At 35.5% G+C, this 19,204-nt stretch carries 14 protein-coding genes and 1 pseudogene; 10 read left to right on the plus strand and 5 right to left on the minus strand.

Annotated elements, in window-relative coordinates:
* Positions 1-215 precede the first annotated feature (215 nt).
* Positions 216-1,094: a helix-turn-helix domain-containing protein gene (locus P5P89_RS03250; RefSeq protein WP_278010721.1), complete on the minus strand. Its 879-nt coding sequence runs from the start codon at positions 1,092-1,094 to the stop codon at positions 216-218.
* A 426-nt stretch (positions 1,095-1,520) separates the two neighbouring features.
* On the opposite strand from P5P89_RS03250, the pseudogene P5P89_RS03255 reads away from it, so the two are divergent.
* From P5P89_RS03255 to P5P89_RS03295, 9 genes and pseudogenes are all read left to right on the plus strand, one after another.
* Positions 1,521-2,266: pseudogene (locus P5P89_RS03255) on the plus strand (glycoside hydrolase family 26 protein); the annotation flags it as partial.
* 21 nt (positions 2,267-2,287) lie between these two features.
* Positions 2,288-2,536 carry a hypothetical protein gene (locus P5P89_RS03260; RefSeq protein ID WP_278012049.1) on the plus strand — a complete coding sequence of 83 codons (249 nt, stop codon included), beginning with the start codon at positions 2,288-2,290 and terminating at the stop codon, positions 2,534-2,536.
* Between the two features lie 34 nt (positions 2,537-2,570).
* Entirely contained in the window at positions 2,571-3,974 is a 1,404-nt protein-coding gene (locus tag P5P89_RS03265; RefSeq protein ID WP_278010722.1) for an MFS transporter, read from the plus strand.
* 12 nt (positions 3,975-3,986) lie between these two features.
* Entirely contained in the window at positions 3,987-5,174 is a 1,188-nt protein-coding gene (locus P5P89_RS03270; RefSeq protein ID WP_278010723.1) for a glycoside hydrolase family 130 protein, read from the plus strand.
* A gap of 3 nt (positions 5,175-5,177) precedes the next feature.
* Positions 5,178-6,371, plus strand: a complete 1,194-nt coding sequence (locus tag P5P89_RS03275) for an AGE family epimerase/isomerase (RefSeq protein ID WP_278010724.1) — start codon at positions 5,178-5,180, stop codon at positions 6,369-6,371.
* A gap of 138 nt (positions 6,372-6,509) precedes the next feature.
* Positions 6,510-7,532, plus strand: a complete 1,023-nt coding sequence (locus P5P89_RS03280; protein ID WP_278010725.1) for a carbohydrate binding domain-containing protein — start codon at positions 6,510-6,512, stop codon at positions 7,530-7,532.
* Positions 7,533-7,539: 7 nt separating this feature from the next.
* Positions 7,540-8,769, plus strand: coding sequence for a glycoside hydrolase family 26 protein (locus P5P89_RS03285; RefSeq protein WP_278010726.1), 1,230 nt, complete (start codon positions 7,540-7,542; stop codon positions 8,767-8,769).
* 111 nt (positions 8,770-8,880) lie between these two features.
* Positions 8,881-10,170, plus strand: a complete 1,290-nt coding sequence (locus tag P5P89_RS03290) for a glycoside hydrolase 5 family protein (protein WP_278010727.1) — start codon at positions 8,881-8,883, stop codon at positions 10,168-10,170.
* A gap of 94 nt (positions 10,171-10,264) precedes the next feature.
* Positions 10,265-12,244 carry a retaining alpha-galactosidase gene (locus P5P89_RS03295; RefSeq protein ID WP_278010728.1) on the plus strand — a complete coding sequence of 660 codons (1,980 nt, stop codon included), beginning with the start codon at positions 10,265-10,267 and terminating at the stop codon, positions 12,242-12,244.
* A gap of 37 nt (positions 12,245-12,281) precedes the next feature.
* Here the strand turns inward: P5P89_RS03295 and P5P89_RS03300 are convergent, their stop codons facing one another.
* The 4 genes from P5P89_RS03300 to P5P89_RS03315 all read right to left on the minus strand — a co-directional run bounded on the left by P5P89_RS03300 (position 12,282) and on the right by P5P89_RS03315 (position 18,459).
* Positions 12,282-13,238: an aldo/keto reductase gene (locus P5P89_RS03300; RefSeq protein WP_278010729.1), complete on the minus strand. Its 957-nt coding sequence runs from the start codon at positions 13,236-13,238 to the stop codon at positions 12,282-12,284.
* Positions 13,239-13,381: 143 nt separating this feature from the next.
* Complete coding sequence (gene bglX, locus P5P89_RS03305) at positions 13,382-15,679, minus strand: beta-glucosidase BglX (protein ID WP_278010730.1); 2,298 nt, start codon at positions 15,677-15,679, stop codon at positions 13,382-13,384.
* Between the two features lie 319 nt (positions 15,680-15,998).
* On the minus strand, positions 15,999-17,375 hold the full coding sequence (locus P5P89_RS03310; protein WP_278010731.1) for a sialate O-acetylesterase: 1,377 nt from the start codon (positions 17,373-17,375) through the stop codon (positions 15,999-16,001).
* Complete coding sequence (locus tag P5P89_RS03315; RefSeq protein ID WP_278010732.1) at positions 17,365-18,459, minus strand: SGNH/GDSL hydrolase family protein; 1,095 nt, start codon at positions 18,457-18,459, stop codon at positions 17,365-17,367. The genes P5P89_RS03310 and P5P89_RS03315 overlap by 11 nt, the downstream gene beginning before the upstream one ends.
* A gap of 347 nt (positions 18,460-18,806) precedes the next feature.
* Between P5P89_RS03315 and P5P89_RS03320 the strand changes: the two genes are divergently transcribed.
* The gene (locus tag P5P89_RS03320) at positions 18,807-19,151 is read left to right on the plus strand and encodes a C40 family peptidase (RefSeq protein WP_278010733.1); all 345 of its coding nucleotides are present in this window, start codon (positions 18,807-18,809) and stop codon (positions 19,149-19,151) included.
* Positions 19,152-19,204: the final 53 nt, after the last annotated feature.

Genomic DNA, 19,204 nt, shown 5'->3' on the forward strand with positions numbered 1-19,204 from the left:
GATATAGGAAGTTAATAGTATTATATCATTTAATGATAATATTTTTACTATGTTGTTTTAAAAAAACATATAACAAAATAAAAATATCATTTTATTAAGATATTCGTAATTAAACACCCTGAAAACCCAACAAACAATAAACAATAATTAATGAAACTCAAAAAATTAAAACGATTTCGTTAAAAATAATATTTGTATATGAAAAAAAAGTATCACTATAAAATACGCTTTAACCCAGAAAAATCTTCCCTGTACTGACTGGGTGTACAGTTTTTAATAGCTTTAAAACTACGATTAAAATTCGCAATATTATTAAATCCGGATTTAAAAGCCACTTCTGAAACGCTCATATCTTTTTCAACCAGCCATCGGGCAGCATAACCTATACGGATATCATTAATATAGTTTACAAAAGTTTTTCCGGTACGCTTTTTAATAAACCGGTTAAAAGAAATTATAGACATATTCGCTACATTTGCTGCGTCTTCTAAAGTAATTTTATCTGAAAAATGTTTTTGCACATATTCATAAACCAACTTCATTTTATCATAATCATCAAAAGTATCGTAATCTACTGTATAGGTAGAAAGCAGTCTCTGATTTCTGGAATTTGCTAAATCATACAACAGCGAAGTAATTTCTAAAAAATAATCCATACCATCTAATTTAGAGATCTTTATCAATCTAGGAGTTAACTCTTCGGCTACTTTTTTAGAAAACAAAATACCATGAATAGAGCGATTAAACATGTCCCGAATCGGATTCATAATCCGTCTTGAAAGTAAGGATTCGTGAAATAAATCATTATGAAACTGGATCGTAATTTCATGAATCTTTTTACTTGTACATTTATTTAATTCCCAACCGTGATATAAATTTGGACCGATAAGAACCAATTCAACATTATCAATTTCCTCAATATTATCTCCCACGACACGCCTAACTCCTTTTCCGTTTAAAATAAAATTAATTTCAAATTCAGGATGATAATGCACCGGAAAATCAAAACTATCTTTAATTCTGTCAAAGACTAAAAAACTATCTCCACTTGACAATGGAGCAATTTCTCTATAAAAATTTTTAGCAGTACTCATCTTATAATATATTTTTAAGGATATGATACAATAAATTCAATTGCAATAATATGATATATAATTGATAAAATAATATTAATTCTACTATAAACATCCGATTATCTTTGAAAAATAAAATTATCATTTCCTTTAAAACACTATTAATATTAAGCATTAATGATTTTTAAACTAATATTTTTTTATAGTTTTAATAATTTTAAAGGAAATATAATATTAATTCCTATTTGAAAAAATTAAGAAAATTACAATACACTATTTAAGTAGAAATTACTTTCTGCTTTATTTAAAAACAAGTAGTCAAAAAATGAAAAAAACATAATAATCCTTATAATATCAGCCCTTACGGGAATTTCATGTTCATCAAAGACAGTTACAGATAATATTAATTTGTCACTTTCAGATAAAAAATCTACACACGAAACAGTTTTGCTTTATAAAAAACTGAATGTATTAACTCAAAAAGGATATCTTTTTGGACATCAGGATGACCTGGCTTATGGTGTAAACTGGAAATATCAAAATGGAAGAAGTGATGTAAAAGAAGTTTGCGGCGACTATCCCGCCGTTTATGGATGGGACATCGCGGGCCTGGAAAAGGACGAACATAATAATATTGACGGAGTTCCTTTTGAAAAAATGAAACAATACATAAAAGAGGCGAATGAAAGAGGAGGGATTTCAACAATAAGCTGGCATTTTGACAATCCGGCAACCGAAAAAAATGCCTGGGATAACACTCCAAATTCACTAAAAACCATTTTACCGGGTGAAAAAAATCATGTAAAATTCACATCCTGGCTTGATAAAGCAGCCGGTTTCTTTTTATCATTGAAAGATAAAAAAGGAAAAAACATTCCGGTTCTTTTCAGGCCTTACCATGAATTGACTGGTGGCTGGTTCTGGTGGGGAAAAGGAAACTGTACTCCCGAAGAATTTAAGGCAATCTGGAAATTCACTTTCGAATATCTTCAAAAAAAGGAGTTCATAATTTAATTTACGTATATAACACAAGTAGTTTCAACTCCAAAGAAGCTTTTTTAGAAAACTATCCGGGCGATGGCTATGCTGATATTTTAAGCTTTGACACTTACCAAAATGCTGATGACAAAAACGGTGAAAAATTCATAGCCGAAGTCCAGAGTCAGTTTAGAATCATAAATGAAATTGCTCAAAAAAAACATAAATTAATTGCTTTGGCAGAAGCAGGGTATGAAGCCATTCCAGATCCCAAATGGTGGACAGGCACTTTTTCTAAAGCTATTGGTGATTATAAAATTTCATACGCTTTGCTCTGGAGAAATCATGGCTGGCAGGAAAAAGAGCAAAAAATGCATTATTATGCTCCCTACCCTGGTCAGATAAGTGAAAAAAATTTTGTCGAGTTTTACAATCTTGATAAAACTTTATTTGAAAAAGACATTCAAAAACTATCAAAAAAATAAACTAACCTAACTACAACCTTTAAAATAAATCTAAATGCACGAAAAAATCAGCTTAAAAGAAAAAATAGGCTACGGACTTGGAGACGCCGCCTCTTCTATGTTCTGGAAAATATTCAGCATGTATCTGCTGTTTTTCTACACCGATGTTTTCGGACTGGCACCAGCAGTAGTCGGAACTATGTTTTTAATAACCCGAATCTGGGATTCCTGCTTTGATCCAATTGTTGGAATCATAGCTGACAGAACCAAATCCAAATGGGGAAAATTCAGGCCTTATTTATTATGGATTGCTATACCTTTTGCTGTAATTGGAGTTTTGACTTTTTACACTCCTGATTTTGATGAAAAAGGAAAAATAATCTATGCCTACGTAACATACTCTTTAATGATGATGATTTATTCCTTGATCAATGTTCCGTATGCTTCGCTTTTAGGAGTAATGTCTTCTGACCGAAAAGACAGAAACACATTATCCTCTTACCGAATGGTTTTTGCCTTTGGAGGAAGCCTTTTAGCTCTTTGGTTAATTGAGCCCCTTGTCAATTATTTTGGAGGAAACCTTAATTCAAAAAACGGCTGGCTAGCTACAATAGCTGTATTCGGAATTATAACAACCATATTTTTCTGGGCTTGTTTTTTCTGGACAAAAGAAAGAATAAAACCAATTGATGAGGAACAAACAAATCTAAAGGAAGATTTAAAAGATTTAGTAAAGAACAGGCCCTGGTGGATTTTACTGGGAGCCGGAATTGGGGCATTAGTATTCAACTCTATCCGTGACGGCGCAGCAGTTTATTATTTTAAATATTATGTAAGCAGCAATGTAAATTTTGATTTTAACCTTTTCGGAACAGATTTTCACATGACGCCAACTTCTATTTATTTAGTATTGGGACAGGCAGCCAATATTATTGGAGTCATTGCAGCAACCCCACTGGCTAATAAATTTGGAAAAAAGAAAACCTTTTTTGGTGCAATGACTTTTGCTGCAATCCTGAGTTTAATTTTCTATGTCTTCGGAAAAGAAGATATTTTCTTAATCATGAGTTTTCAAATATTAATTAGCATTTGTGCCGGCTGTATCTTTCCTCTTATCTGGTCTATGTATGCTGACAGCGCCGATTATTCAGAATGGAAACAAGGACGCAGGGCTACGGGATTGGTTTTTTCAGCATCATCAATGTCACAAAAATTCGGATGGACTATTGGAGGTGCAGGAGCTGGTTGGCTTCTGGGCTACTACGGTTTTCAGGCGAATGTTGAACAAACTGCCACGGCGCAAAACGGAATTCAGTTAATGTTAAGTATTCTTCCTGCAATTGCTGCAGCAATATCAGTCGGTTTTATAGCATTTTATCCTTTAACCGAAGAAAAGCTGCAAACTATAGAACAGGACTTGAATGCAAAAAGAGACCAAAAAAATAAAATACAGATTTAGAAATCAATTTATATGACAACAATAACGTCCGCTACATTTCAGGATAGAAAAATAGCATTAGAAAAGGAACATCAAACACTCATTCGACTAAAAAATGAACCTCAAAATACAATCGGAAACGGTATTTATCAGCGATATAAAAATCCGGTAATGACCGCTGCTCATGTACCATTGAACTGGCGCTTTGATTTCAACGAAAATACAAACCCTTTTTTACTGGAACGTATCGGAATGAATGCTGCGTTTAATGCCGGAGCCATCAAATGGAACGGTAAATATTTACTAGCCGTTCGTGTTGAAGGTATTGACAGAAAATCTTTTTTTGCCATTGCCGAAAGTCCAAACGGGATTGATAATTTCAAATTTTGGGACAAACCGTGCGTCATTCCGCAAACAGAAGAACCGGACACCAATGTGTATGATATGCGCCTGATTCATCATGAAGACGGCTGGGTTTACGGTATTTTTTGCACAGAAAGAAAAGATCCAAAGGCTCCAAAAGGAGACACTAGTTCAGCTGTAGCCAATGCAGGGATAGTCCGTACAAAAGATTTAGTGAACTGGGAAAGACTTCCTGATTTAATTTCGAATACAGGACAGCAGCGCAATGTTGTTTTACATCCTGAATTTGTTAACGGTAAATACGCCTTGTACACGCGCCCTCAGGATGGTTTTATTGATGTTGGATCTGGCGGCGGAATTGGTTTAGGCTATGTTGATGATATGGCAAATCCGGTTGTAAAAGAAGAAAAAATTATCTTCGGAAAACAGTATCACACCATATATGAATTAAAAAACGGCCTTGGCCCTTCTCCTATTAAAACAGAAAAAGGCTGGCTGCATTTAGCACATGGCGTTCGTAACACTGCTGCAGGTTTACGCTACACTTTGTATATGTTTATGACCGATCTGAATGATATTTCGAAAGTTACCCACGTTCCTGCCGGACATTTCATGGGACCAGAAGGTATCGAAAGAGTTGGTGATGTTTCAAATGTATTATTTTCTAACGGATGGATTGAAGACACTGATGGAACTGTTTACATCTATTATGCATCATCAGACACGAGAATGCATGTTGCTGTTTCTTCTACAGAAAAACTGGTTGATTATGTTACGAATACTCCTGAAGACACCTTTATCTCTGCAGGATCAGTAGAAACAATAATCAGTCAGATCGAAAAAAACAACGCAATATAATTCATGGTATCATCAATATTACAACAGCTAAAAACCGAATTATCAGCTGAACTTAGTTCTATTTTAGACTATTGGGCAAAAAACGCAATTGATAATAAAAACGATGGTTTTGTTGGTCAGATTGATAGCAATGAAAAAATAATTCCTGATGCTGATAAAGGTTGTGTTCTAAACGCAAGGATTTTATGGTCTTTCTCAGCCAGTTATCAGGTTACTCAAAATAAAGAACATAAAAAAATAGCAGAAAGGGCTTTTAAATGTATTTCAAATCATTTTTATGATCCTGAATTTGGAGGTTTATTTTGGAGCATCAATTCAGATACAACACCAAAAGATACTAAAAATCAAATTTATGGTTTAGCTTTTGCCATTTATGGATTGTCTGAATATTATATCATTTCGAAAGATGAAAAAGCTCTGACAATTGCAATCAATCTGTATTTAACAATCCAAAAATACAGTTACGACCCTGTAAAAAAAGGTTATTTAGAGGCATTTACAAGAGACTGGCAGCCTATTGAAGATTTGCGGCTGAGCAGTAAAGATGCTAATGAAAAGAAAACTATGAACACGCATCTGCATATTATTGAAGCTTATGCAAAATTATTCAGGGTATGGAAAAATCCAAAACTGCAAAGTGATATTATAGAATTATTGCAAACCATAGAAGAACATTTTATCAATACCAGAACGGGACATTTGCATTTGTTTTTTGACGAAAACTGGATTGAAAAACCAGATGTTATTTCGTACGGTCATGATATTGAAGCATCCTGGCTTTTATTGCAGTGTGCCGAAATTTCAGAAGATGAAAACCTGATTGCTAATTATAAAAGACATGCCATTCAAATAGCAGAAGTTACGCAGGAAGGTTTAGATTCAGACGGCGGTTTGTGGTATGAATTTGATCCAAAAAGAAACAAACTTATAGCAGAAAAACATTGGTGGGTACAAGCCGAAGCTTTAATAGGTTTTTACAATGCATACCAATTAACCCGTGATGAAAAGTTTTTAGACATTGTATTGAAAAACTGGGAATTTATAAAAAATCACATTTTAGACCAGCAAAATGGAGAATGGTTTTGGGGAGTTTACAAGGATTACAGCCTGATTCAGAAAGACAAAGCCGGCTTCTGGAAATGTCCTTACCACAACAGCCGTGCCTGCCTGGAACTGATACAAAGAATAAAAACTTAAATTATTTCACTTTCATAAAAACTGATTATTGCATTAAAAAAACAATTATGAAATCGCCACTAACAAGTTTGCAAAAGCAAAACCTACAAATAAAAAAGCGATCCCATATATGACCTTTAAAAAATAAATTTCACATATATGAAACAACTCTTTTTCTTTAGTTTATTATTTTTTAGCGCAATAAGCCATGCACAAACCAATCTGATTAAAAATGGTGGTTTTGAATCTGAAACGTTAAACTGGAATGGCGATGCTGCTACCCTGTCTCCATATTACAAAAAAACGGGTAAAAACAGCGCTGTCATTAATCAGTTTGTAGGTGCCGAATGGAAAGCAATTGATCAAATTATAAATATCCCGAAAAATTCTTATGCTATAGAATTCAGTGTTTGGGTAAAAGCAGATCAAGTTGAAGACGGTAAGGAAGCTTACAATGCCGGTTTAATGATTGCCGAATTTACAAATAGTGGTGGAAAGAAAATAATTTCCGAAAACATTGCACAAGTAAAAGGAACTGTGGACTGGACCAATTATAAAAAAACGGTTTTGGTACCTGAAAAAGCCAAACAAATCAGAATCATGCTGGCTTTGGCACAAATAAACGGTTCTATTTTTTTTGATGATGTAAATGCAACTGCCCTTTCTGAAGAAGAATATTTTAAGCTAAATCCAATAATTACAATTCACGAAGGCCAGAAAACAATTTCAACTCCAAAACAATTTTCTAACGGAAATTTCGAAGACAATCTAAACTCATGGAATGGCGCCGGAATTATTTCGGCTACAGATAAAAAAGAGGGCAATACCGCTGTAGAAATCACTTCAAAAACAGCCGAATGGAAAGCAATTGACCAGATAGCTGATATTAATAACGGAGATAAAACCATAGAAATTTCAGGCTGGTTAAAAGCAAAAGATATTCAACAAGGTAAAGATCCTTGGAATAACGGAATGTTTATCATCGAATTCAAAAAAAACGACACAACCAAAGCCTCAGAAGACCAAATTATTGGAACTGTAACCGGAACTACTGACTGGACAGCTTTCAAAAAAACGTTCCTAATTCCGGAAGGTGCAAAACAATACCGGATTATGGTTGCCATGAGTGTTTGTACGGGAACTTTATTAGCTGATAATATCGAAGTTAAGCTATCGAAATAAATTAAAAATGAAAAATACATTTCTAAAAACAGCATTTTTGAGTTTCTTGTCTTTGGCACTTACAAGCTGCTCATCTGATAAAGAATCAGATAACGAAGTTATAGTTGACCCGCCAACGCAGGATGATCCTCTGACTACACAAAATGTATCAAATTATATGGCCGATGCAAACGCATCAAAAGAAACCATAGCACTATTTTATAACTTAAAGAGACTAGGTAAAACCAAAATTGCAATTGGACAGCAGGATGCTTTCAATAACTTTTATCAGGATGCCGGTGGTGATTCGGATATCAAAAAAAACACGGGTTTTGATCCTGCTATCCTAGGGTCTGATTTTATGTTTATTACAGATAAAAACAACAATAATCAATCTAATAACTGGTTTTACCAGCAAGAGCAAAAGATTATCAGTGATACAAAAGCTGCTTATATCAAAGGAATGATCAATACTTTTTCATGGCATTTGAGAGAACCGTATAATGAAGATACTTTTTATACAGATGAAATGACAACCGACCAAAAAAGTAAGGCTTTTAAAAGTATTTTGCCCGGAGGAGCCAATCACGAATGGTACAAGAAAAAACTGGATAAGTTAGCAAGTGTATTTTTAAATTTAAAAGGTTCTAAAGGCGAATTGATTCCCGTAATCTTCAGACCTTTTCACGAATTTGACGGAAGCTGGTTTTGGTGGGGCGCTAATTTTTGTACTCCCGAAGAATATAAAACAGCTTACAAATTTACGGTTGAATATTTAAGAGATACAAAAGGCGTACACAATATCTTGTATGCTTTTTCACCTGACAGAACCTACTCAACCTCAACCGATTATTTAAGCAGGTATCCGGGAGATAAATATGTAGATGTTTTAGGAATGGATAATTACGGTGATTTTGACAATCAGGGTTCAACAGGAGCTGTTAAAGCAAATACCAAATTAAAAATCATTTCAGATCTTGCTAAAACTAAAGTAAAAATAGCAGCTTTAACAGAAACAGGTTATAGAGTTACAAGTTCAAACACGCCAATAAATGATTGGTTTTCTACCTATTTATATAATGCTTTGACATCAAATAGTATAGAAATAAGCTATATGATGTTCTGGACTAATGATAATAATGGATACTATGTTCCAAACTCCAGTGTTTCGAATGCAGCTGATTTTAAAAACTTTGCTTCAAAACCAAAATCGGCATTAGTAAATTCGTTGCCAAAAATGTATGAATTACCAAAATAGTTTCTTTAAAAATGTAAATTCCTAGCCCTGATAGAAGTGAAAATCCTTTTTTGCCGGGGTTCGGCACAAAAGATTGTAACGGATAGCAGGATTAGCTTCTAAAAATATACTATGAAAAACAGATTTTTAAAAATCCTTGGATTAACTTTACTTTTCTCCATTTTTTCTTGTCAGGCGCAGGAAAGAATTACGGTAAAAGGAACGCAATTTTATAAGGGAGACAAACCTTATTCTTACATTGGAACCAATTATTGGTACGGAAGTTTACTGGCATCTAAAAAAGTAGGCGACCGAAAAAGGCTGCTTCGGGAACTGGATTTTATGCAGAAAAACGGAATCGACAACTTGCGAATTTTAGTGGGTGCCGATGGTGGAAAATATGATTTTACAGTTCGTCCGGCTTTGCAGTATGAGCAGGGAAAATATGATGAGGATTTACTTGACGGACTGGACTTCCTGATGAATGAAATGAGAAAACGCAACATGTATGCGGTTTTGTATCTCACCAATAACTGGGAATGGTCTGGCGGAATGTCGCAATATCTCGAGTGGAATGGCAAAGGTGCTATTCCGATTCCGGCCATAGCTCCAAATACCTGGCCTCAGTTTATGGCATATACGCAGCAATTTTACAGTTGTGAACCTTGTATGGAAGGTTTGAATAAGCATGTAAAATTTATCATGACCCGTACCAATCCATATTCGAAAAAGAAATACAGTGAAGATCATACCATCATGGCCTGGCAGGTGGGTAATGAACCCAGACTTTTTACGGTAGAAAACGAAGAAAAGTTTACAATCTGGCTGAACAATATTGTCAATTTAATAGACAGTTTAGATAAAAACCATTTAATTTCTACAGGTTCTGAAGGTTTGAACAGTTCGAACGATGACATTGGAATTTTTGAAAGAACTCACAAAAACCCAAATATCGATTATCTGACCATGCACATCTGGCCAAAAAACTGGAACTGGTTTAAAGCGGATAATGCCGAAGCTACTATTCCTGCTACTATTGCAAATGCCGGAAAATACATTGATGCCCATGTTAAAGTTGCCAACAATTTGCAACGACCAATTATAATAGAAGAATTTGGATTACCAAGGGAAAACGAAAATTTAAATGCAGGAGCATCTTCTGTACACAGAGATCAATTTTACAATTTTATTTTTAATAGTGTTTTAGAAAACAAAAAAAATAATGGCCCGTTGCAGGCTGCGAATTTCTGGGGATTTGGAGGTGAAGGAAAAGCCGTTAATGAAACCGGAAAATGGAATCCGGGAGAACCTTTGACAACAGACCCGCCGCAGGAACCACAAGGACTGAATTCAGTTTTTAATGGTGATAAATCAACTTTAGAAATTGTAAAAAAATACAATAAAGAACTGAAGAAAAAATAATTCTCTTAACCATATAAGTGATTATAAGTACATTTAACTGGCTTTGTCAAAATTAATGGACTTGTAATCACTTCTGTCGTTTAAAACATATATTATGAAAAAAATATTTTATACCTTCTCAATTTTACTTTTTAATATCTGTTTTTCTCAACAGAAGCAAGATTTTACACTGGCATCTCCAAATGGAAAAATAAAAGTTAACATTGAAATCAGCGAAAAAATAACCTGGTCTGTTTTGCATGAAAAAGATTTGATTCTGACTCCATCATCGGTTTCAATGACGCTGGATCTGAATGAAGTTTTAGGAAAAAATGCTTCGCTTTTGAATTCAAAAAGAGAAAAAGTCAATACTACATTTCCATCACCATTTTACAAAAAGAGCAATGTAAAAAACCTGTATAATCTTTTGGTTTTAAATTTCAAAAATGATTTCAGTATTGAATATCGCGCTTTTGATGATGGTGTTGCGTATCGTTTTATAACTAAAAAGAAAAAAGACATTACAGTAAAAGCAGAAGAAGTTTCTTTGAATTTTGATCAGGACTACAATACTTTAATACCGTATGTTCGTGATTTAAGAAATCCGAAAGACCCTTATATTTCGTCTTTTGAAGCACAGTACGAAAACAAAAAAATCAGTGAATTTTCTAAAGATACTTTGGCATTTTTACCATTTTTAATTGATTTCAAAAACCGTAAAAAAGCTGTTTTTCTGGAAGCTAATCTCGAAGATTACCCTGGATTGTTTGTAACCAATACTAAATCTAAATCAGGTTTTGAAGCACGTTTTTCCAGATATCCGTTAAAGGAAACCAACGGCGGATTTAACAACATCAACCTACTAATTACGGAGAGAGCCGATTATCTGGTTAAAACCAAAGGAAGCCGGACTTTTCCATGGAGAGCGATTGTGATCTCTGAAAACGATGCTGAATTAGCGAATAATGATATGATTCAGAAATTATCCGAACCAACAAAAATTAAAGATCTTTCGTGGATCAAACCCGGAAAAGTAGCCTGGGACTGGTGGAATGACTGGAACATTTACAACATCGATTTTAAAGCAGGAATCAATACGCAGACGTATCAATATTACATTGATTTTGCCTCCAAAAACAAAGTTGAATATGTGGTTTTAGACGAAGGCTGGAGTCTGGAAGACAATATTATGAAACACAATCCAAATGTCGATTTGGAAGCTTTGATTGCGTACGGAAAAGAACGCAATGTTGGTGTTATTTTGTGGAGTTCCTGGATGGCTTTGACAAAAAACACAGCAGAAATTTTCAAAAATTATGCTGACTTAGGAATCAAAGGGTTTAAAGTTGATTTTCTGGATCGTGACGATGCCAAAATGGTAAATTCGGTTTATGATATTGCGCAAAAAGCTGCCGATCATAAATTGCTTTTGGATTTTCACGGTATGTACAAACCAACGGGAATTCAGCGCACTTTCCCTAACATTTTAAATTTTGAAGGCGTAAAAGGACTGGAAAACAATAAATGGACACCAAATGATGATGTTCCGTTGTATGATTGCTCAATTCCGTTTATCAGAATGATGGCAGGACCAATGGATTACACGCCTGGTGCAATGCGAAATGCAACTAAAAGCGAGTTCAAACCCAGCCATTCTAATCCGGTGAGTCAGGGAACAAGATCTCATCAATTAGCATTATACACGATTTTTGAAGCTCCCCTGCAAATGATGGCTGACAGTCCGACAGCTTATATGAAAGAACAGGAAAGCACTGATTTCATTGCTAAGATTCCAACCGTTTTTGATGAAACTGTAGCTTTAGATGGCGAAGTTGGGAAATTTGTTTCAATTGCACGTAAAAAAGCGAATGTTTGGTATTTAGGAGCCATTACCAATTGGGATTCAAGAGAGATAACCATTGATTTTTCTTTCCTTGAAAAGGACAAAAAGTATGAAGCAGAAATTTTATCGGATGGCTTAAATGCTGATAAAGCTGCTAATGATTACAAAAGAGAAACTGTAACAGTTGATTCAACAACAAAATTAAAATACAGAATGGCAAGCGGTGGCGGAATTGCAATGATTGTAAAATAAAAGAGACGCATAGCATTGCGTCTCTACATTTTACATTTCACACTAAGATGTTTTCAATCGCATTCAATTCATCATGAGAAAATTCAGTGTTCTGCAGACAGTCAATATTATTACATAATTGTTTTACAGAACTCGCCCCAATTAAAACAGACGTAATTCGTTTGTCTTTTTGCAGCCACGCCAGAGCCATTTGCGCTAAAGACTGGTTTCTGTTTTGAGCAATTTCATTCAATTGAATTAATTTCTGAATTCTTTCTGGAGTAACTTCGTCTTCTTTTAAATGTCCGTTTGGATTATGAGCGCGGGAATTTTCAGGAATTCCGTTTAAATATTTATCGGTTAAAAGCCCTTGTGCCAAAGGGGAAAAGGCAATGCACCCTACTCCTTTTTCTTCCAGAACATCTAATAAACCTTCTTCAACCCAGCGTACCAGCATGGAGTATTTAGCCTGATGGATCAAACATGGTGTTCCTAATTGTTTCAAAACATCAACAGCCACTCGGGTTTGTTCAGCTGAGTAATTACTGATTCCAACATATAATGCTTTTCCGCTTCGAACAGCGTAATCAAGCGCCATCATCGTTTCTTCAATTGGGGTTTCAGGATCCGGACGGTGTGAGTAAAAAATATCTACATAATCAATCTTCATTCTTTTCAAACTCTGGTCTAAACTGGATAAAAGATATTTACGGGAACCCCAGTCCCCATAAGGCCCATCCCACATCGTGTAACCTGCTTTTGTAGAAATAATGATTTCATCACGTAAATTTCCCTGAAAATTATGCCAAAGTATTTTACCAAAATTGGTTTCTGCCGAACCTGGAACCGGTCCGTAATTGTTTGCCAGATCAAAATGAGTTATTCCTTTATCAAAGGCTTCTACAGCTATACTTTCAGCATTTTCAAAATTATCTACCGATCCGAAATTATGCCATAATCCTAAAGAAATTTCAGGTAATAGCAACCCGCTTTTTCCACATCTGTTGTATTTCATTAATTAAAAGTTTAATAGTTTAGTTTTTTTTAGGTTTTAAAGATAAAAAAACTCTCACAGATTTTGCAGATTTAGGAGATAATAAATCTTCCTGATCTGCAAAATCTGCGAGAGAAAATAGTCTTTTTTGGTTAATCTTAAAACTATTCCTTTATCTCAAATCCACGCTCTAAACCTGAATCAGAACTTCCTCCAACTTTAAGTTTAAAAGTCCCAGGTTCAACCAAGTAATTTCCGTTATTATCAAAAAAACCAAGTTCTGCATCTGTCAAAGTAAAGTTTACTGTTTTAGTTTCTCCTTTCTTCAAACTTACCAATTCAAAACCTTTCAGTTCTTCAACCGGTCTGGCAATGCTGGCAAAATCATCGTGAATATATAACTGAACAACTTCCTTTCCATCATAATCACCTGAATTCGTAACTTCAACACTTACCTGAACCGGCTCTCCTTTTGCAAAAGTTGTCTTATTTAATTTCAGCTTTTTATAATCGAAAGTTGTATAACTCAATCCGAAGCCAAAAGGAAACTGAGGCGTTTTTTCTACATCGGAAAAATGCGACCAGAACACATTTTTATCAACATTTACAGGTCTTCCTGTACTGTAATTGTTATAATAAATGGGAACCTGACCTACGTTTCTTGGGAAAGAAATTGGAAGTTTCCCGCTTGGGTTATAATCTCCGTATAAAACCTGGGCTACTGCATTACCTGTTTGAGTTCCTAAATGCCATGCTTCTACAATTGCCGGAATATGTTCTGCTGCCCACGGAATAGTCAACGGACGCCCATTGTTTAAAACCAAAACGATATTTGGATTCACCTTATAAATATCTTCCAATAATTCCTGCTGTAATCCCGGTAAATCAAGGTTTGTTCTGCTGCGCCCTTCACCACTCTGAAAACCATGTTCGCCTAAAACCATTACTACAACATCTGCGTTTTTAGCCGCTGTTTTCGCTGCTTCAAATCCGGTTTTATCGGTTGTGTTAAAAACGACCTCATCCAAAAAAGTCGCTTTCCCAACAATTAAATCAGCTCCTTTTTCAAAAATGAGTTGGTTGTCTTTGTATTGCTGCATCCCTTCTAAAACTGAAACCGCTGTATTATCTTCTGCAGCGATTCTCCAGCTTCCCAACGGGCTGTTTTTATCATTTGCCAAAGCGCCGATCAAAGCAATTTTTTGTCCGGACTTCTTTAGCGGAAGCAAATTTTTATCGTTTTTCAACAATACAATTGACTTTTTCGCCATATCCAAAACACCGTCGTTGTTGGTTTTATTTCTGATAGTTGCTTTTTCACGTTTTTCATCACAATATTTGTACGGATCATCAAATAAACCCAGTTCAAATTTCACGCGCAAAATTCTTCTCACAGCATCATCAACTAAAGCTTCCTTAACTTTTCCTTCTTTCACTAACTTGGCTAATTCGGCAACATATAAATGCGACTCCATATCCATATCAGAGCCTGCAGTTACTGCTTTTAATGCAGCATCTTCACCATCTTTGGCATAACCATGCGGAATCATTTCACGAACCGAAGCCCAGTCTGAAACCACGAAACCATCGAACTTCCATTTGCCTTTTAAAATGTCTCTTTGCAGAAAAACATTCCCGGTTGCCGGGATTCCGTTTACCAGATTAAACGAGTTCATAAAGGTTCTCACGCCTGCTTGTGTCGCCGCTTTAAAAGGAGGCAAAACAGTATTGAATAATTTCGAATTACTGATATCAACCAAATTATAATCACGACCGGATTCTACATATCCATACGCTGCAAAATGTTTCGCACAGGCTGCTATTGTGTTTACTTTTGCCAGATCAGCAGTTGTTTCTCCCTGAAATCCTTTTACTCTCGCAACAGCAATTTTGCTTCCCAGATACGGATCTTCTCCGGCGCCTTCCATCACACGTCCCCAGCGCGCATCGTTTGTAATATCTACATTAGGACCAAAAGTCCAGTTAATTCCGGATGCCGAAGCCTCATCTGCCGCAATCGCAGCTGACTTTTTAATTGCATCCAAATCCCAGCTCGCCGCTTCTGCTAACGGAATTGGACTTAACGTTTTGTAGCCATGAATGACGTCAAAACCAATAATCAGCGGAATCCCCAACCGGGTTTCTTCCACAGCAATTTTCTGCACCGCACGAACCTCCTTCACACCGCGAACTGTGAGCATACTACCTACCCATCCTTTTCTCAGATGTTCGTATTTTAACTCGGCATTTCCGCCTTTTGGAGCGGGTCCCGTCACATCCCAAAAACCATTATACTGATTCATTTGTCCTACTTTTTCTTCAAGGGTCATCAATGGCAAAAGCAAATCAATGCGTTGTTCAATCGTTTTATTTTTATCCAGATACGGTTTCTTCTGTGCATTCATATTTCCAGCAGTAAACAGGGCAAAAACCCCAATAATTAGTATTTTTTTATTTTTCATGATAATTAGTTTCATATTTTGGGCGTGTCCCTTGCCAAAAAAAGGCAAGTGTCGGGCTTTCGGCTATATCTTTTGTTCCGTTTCTCTTCACAAAAGGATACCGCCTCTATCCCTCACGCGACGGGTAACGAGAACTTTTTCGGTTGTTAAGGAATTACAATTATCCACAATCTTGTCATTCCGAGGAACGAGACCAAAGTGATAGCGAACAGACGAAGTAAATCACACTCGGAATTCCTCAATCAAAATCGCCAATCTTCGTCGAGCTTCTTGTGTGATTTCTCCTTCGTCAAAATGACACAAAAAAGCGTGTAAACTTTTACTCCGAAATAAAACAGGAAGCCGGCAGATTCGCTTTATTAAACAAATCAGACTGAATTGTATTTCCCCACGCAAATCTCACTTTTGCAGGATTCAGCACTTTTTTACTCGTTACAATGACCTGATTATTTTTTATCGAAGCTTCTGCAGGATAAAAAGTTCCATCAGCACCGGCAATTTCAAACTGTTTCGTGATTTTATCTTTAAAATACAATCCGTCAGCATAATCAAAAGAGACAGTTACTTTGTTTTTATCAATTTTGATTTCTTTAAAAAGTGGTCCGTTTACCAGATTAGAATTGGTTTTATAAGTATTTGCCAATGCTAAATTTGCTAATCTAATTCCAACGGATTTTTTATCCTTAGGGTGAATATCAATCGTATCCGAAACATCACTGATAACGACCATTCCGGTATTATTGATTTCCTTTAAAAGTTTTCGCTGGGAGTTGCGAAGGGTAACATTTGAGAAGTTGTTACTGCCTGTTTTAAAAGGCGCAATTTGAACATAATAAAAAGGGAAATCATCCTGCCAGCCTTTTCGCCATGACGTAATCAAAGCCGATAATGTTTTATTATAAACTTCTGAACCCACATTGGATTCGCCCTGATACCAAAGAGTTCCTGCAATTTTAAACCCGACAAATGGGTAAATCATCGCATTGTAGGCACGTCCTGGCTGTCTTGGTCCGTATTCCTGCTCGTTTAGTTTTTTGGCATTTTCTAATAAAACAGCATCGTTCTGAACGACTTCTTCGGGCATCCAGATTTCTGCAGGAGTTCCGCCCCAGTTGGAAGAAATTAATCCGATAGGGACATTTTTTAAATCTTCACGTAAACGTTTGGCAAAAAAGTAACCCACCGCACTAAAATATTTCATGGTTTCCGGAGTCGATTCGGTCCAGTTTCCCAGTAAGTTGTTTTGAGGTGTCATTGCGGTTAATTTTGGAACGGTAAAAAAACGAATGTTAGGATTTGTTGCATTTTTAGCCTCTTCCTCGCCATTATCGATTCCCCAGCTTACAGACATTTCCATATTCGACTGACCAGAACAAACCCAGACTTCGCCAATTAAAATATTCTTTAGTACAACCTCATTATAACCTTTTATTGAAATCGTATAAGGTCCTCCGGCTTCAGGCGTTTTGATTTTGAGTTCCCATTGCGCCTGATTGTTTGTTGTAACTTTATATTCATGATTATTCCAGCTGGAAACCAATTTGATTTCCTCTTTTGGATTGCCCCAACCCCAAATTTTGACTTCGGAGTTGCGCTGCAATACCATATTATCGCCAAAAATATTAGGAAGGGAAACGTTTGCCATCATCGTACCTGAAATCAGAGAAAAAACAAACTTAAATATATTATTTTTCATTTAGCAGATTTTTTAAAAAAGGACCATATTCGGCAGCCATAATTTTGTGCTCTTCAATATTTGGATGTCCGGAACATCCGCTTGGTGTCATAGGCTTAAATTTGAATATCAGAATTGGTTTGTGTGATTTATCAGTATCAAATTCGGCTTTTATTTTATTCAGGCAGTCTTCAAAAATTACGGCTTTTTCTCCGTTTACCATTGGGCTGTTTGTTAAAACCAATTGTGCATTTGGATTATGCTGGTATAACATCTTTATAAAATTGACATAATTCGAAACATATTTTTCAGGACTAAAAGGCGAACGTTCTTTGATGCCGTCACCATTAGAAAAATCATTGGTTCCTAACGCAATGCTGATAATTTCAGGCTGAAAAGCAAAATCATATTTAGGTTTTGAAGAGTCTTTTGTCAAATACAAATTTTCATAAACAGCAGGCATAATTGGTGCATCAGAACCTTCTTCATTCCAGTTGCGATAAATTCCGATTCCGGAAACGGAACTCAATAAATAATCGGCATCAATATTTCTGGACAAGACGGGTCCGTAGGCATAAAATCCATTGTGATGGTCAAAATATTCGCCCTGATTACACGGAATTGTGGATGGATCATTTGCTGCACCACTAGTTATGGAATCTCCAATAAATTCGATTTTTTTCTTTCTGACTGGAGTTATTGTCATTAATTTGGCTGTAGTTCCGGCAAATAAAACATTGCCCATTGTGGCTTCCGTTCCTTTATAGATAGTTAACGTATGTACTTTTTGACTGGAAGTAACTTTAATTTCAAAAGACTGAACCGGTCCCTTTTCGACTCTTACTTTTCCCATATACTGCCCATCAAGTTCTAACACCACATAATTATGATGTTCCCACGAATCAATACTTTGGAGTAAAACAGAACATTTTTCGCCTGAAAAATTAAACGATACCGAAGCTGCAGTCCCGATCAGAACAGCTTTATTATCCTGCAGTACATCTACTCTTCCGGCATATAAAAAGGTTTTTACTTTAGTTTGCGAAATCGACATTACGGAAATCAGCAAAAACAAAATTAAATAAGGTATTTTTTTGATAAACATAATTTATTCGTTAAAATATAAATACATTTCACAAATATATCCGAATTACATTTTACAGAAAGATACTAAAATATCAAAAAGCAATAAAAAAATACCAAAAACGTTTATTAAATCAGCCTCTTTTTGCTATTCTAAACAAACACTTTACCTTTATAAACTAATATTTATCTGCCCGCTCACATGAAAACTACTATTCCCACCCTGTTTCTTTTGCTTACTATTTTATTTTCTTCTTTTACTTTAAAAAAAGACAACAAAACACAATCTGATTCGGTTAAAAAATCCAGACTGAAATTGAACGGGATTCTGTCATCTCGTATGCAAAAAAATATTTAGGAACACGATATTTGTATGCAAGCAGCAATCCAGACAAAGGATTTGACTGTTCGGGTTTTGTATCTTACGTTTTCAAAAATTTTGGTTTGACCTTACCCAGAAGTTCTGGTGGTTATAAAAATGTGGGCAAGACCTTAAAACCTGATGAATTTAAAGTTGGGGATGTATTAGTATTTTATGGTTACAAGGACAAAAGTGTAATAGGTCACGTTGGCATCATTTGCGAAGCCAACGGAATGCAATCGAAATTTATACACGCTTCATCCGGAAAAGCCCAAAAAGTGACTATCACAGCACTTGATGAAGAACATTACACCAAACGTTTTTATAAATGTGTTGATGTTTTGTCTGAATAATTTGTTACAACCCGAGGTGACTTTAGAAAATAAGCTAAGAATTAGCAAAATAT

Source organism: Flavobacterium gyeonganense (assembly GCF_029625295.1).
Classification (GTDB): Bacteria; Bacteroidota; Bacteroidia; order Flavobacteriales; family Flavobacteriaceae; genus Flavobacterium; species Flavobacterium gyeonganense.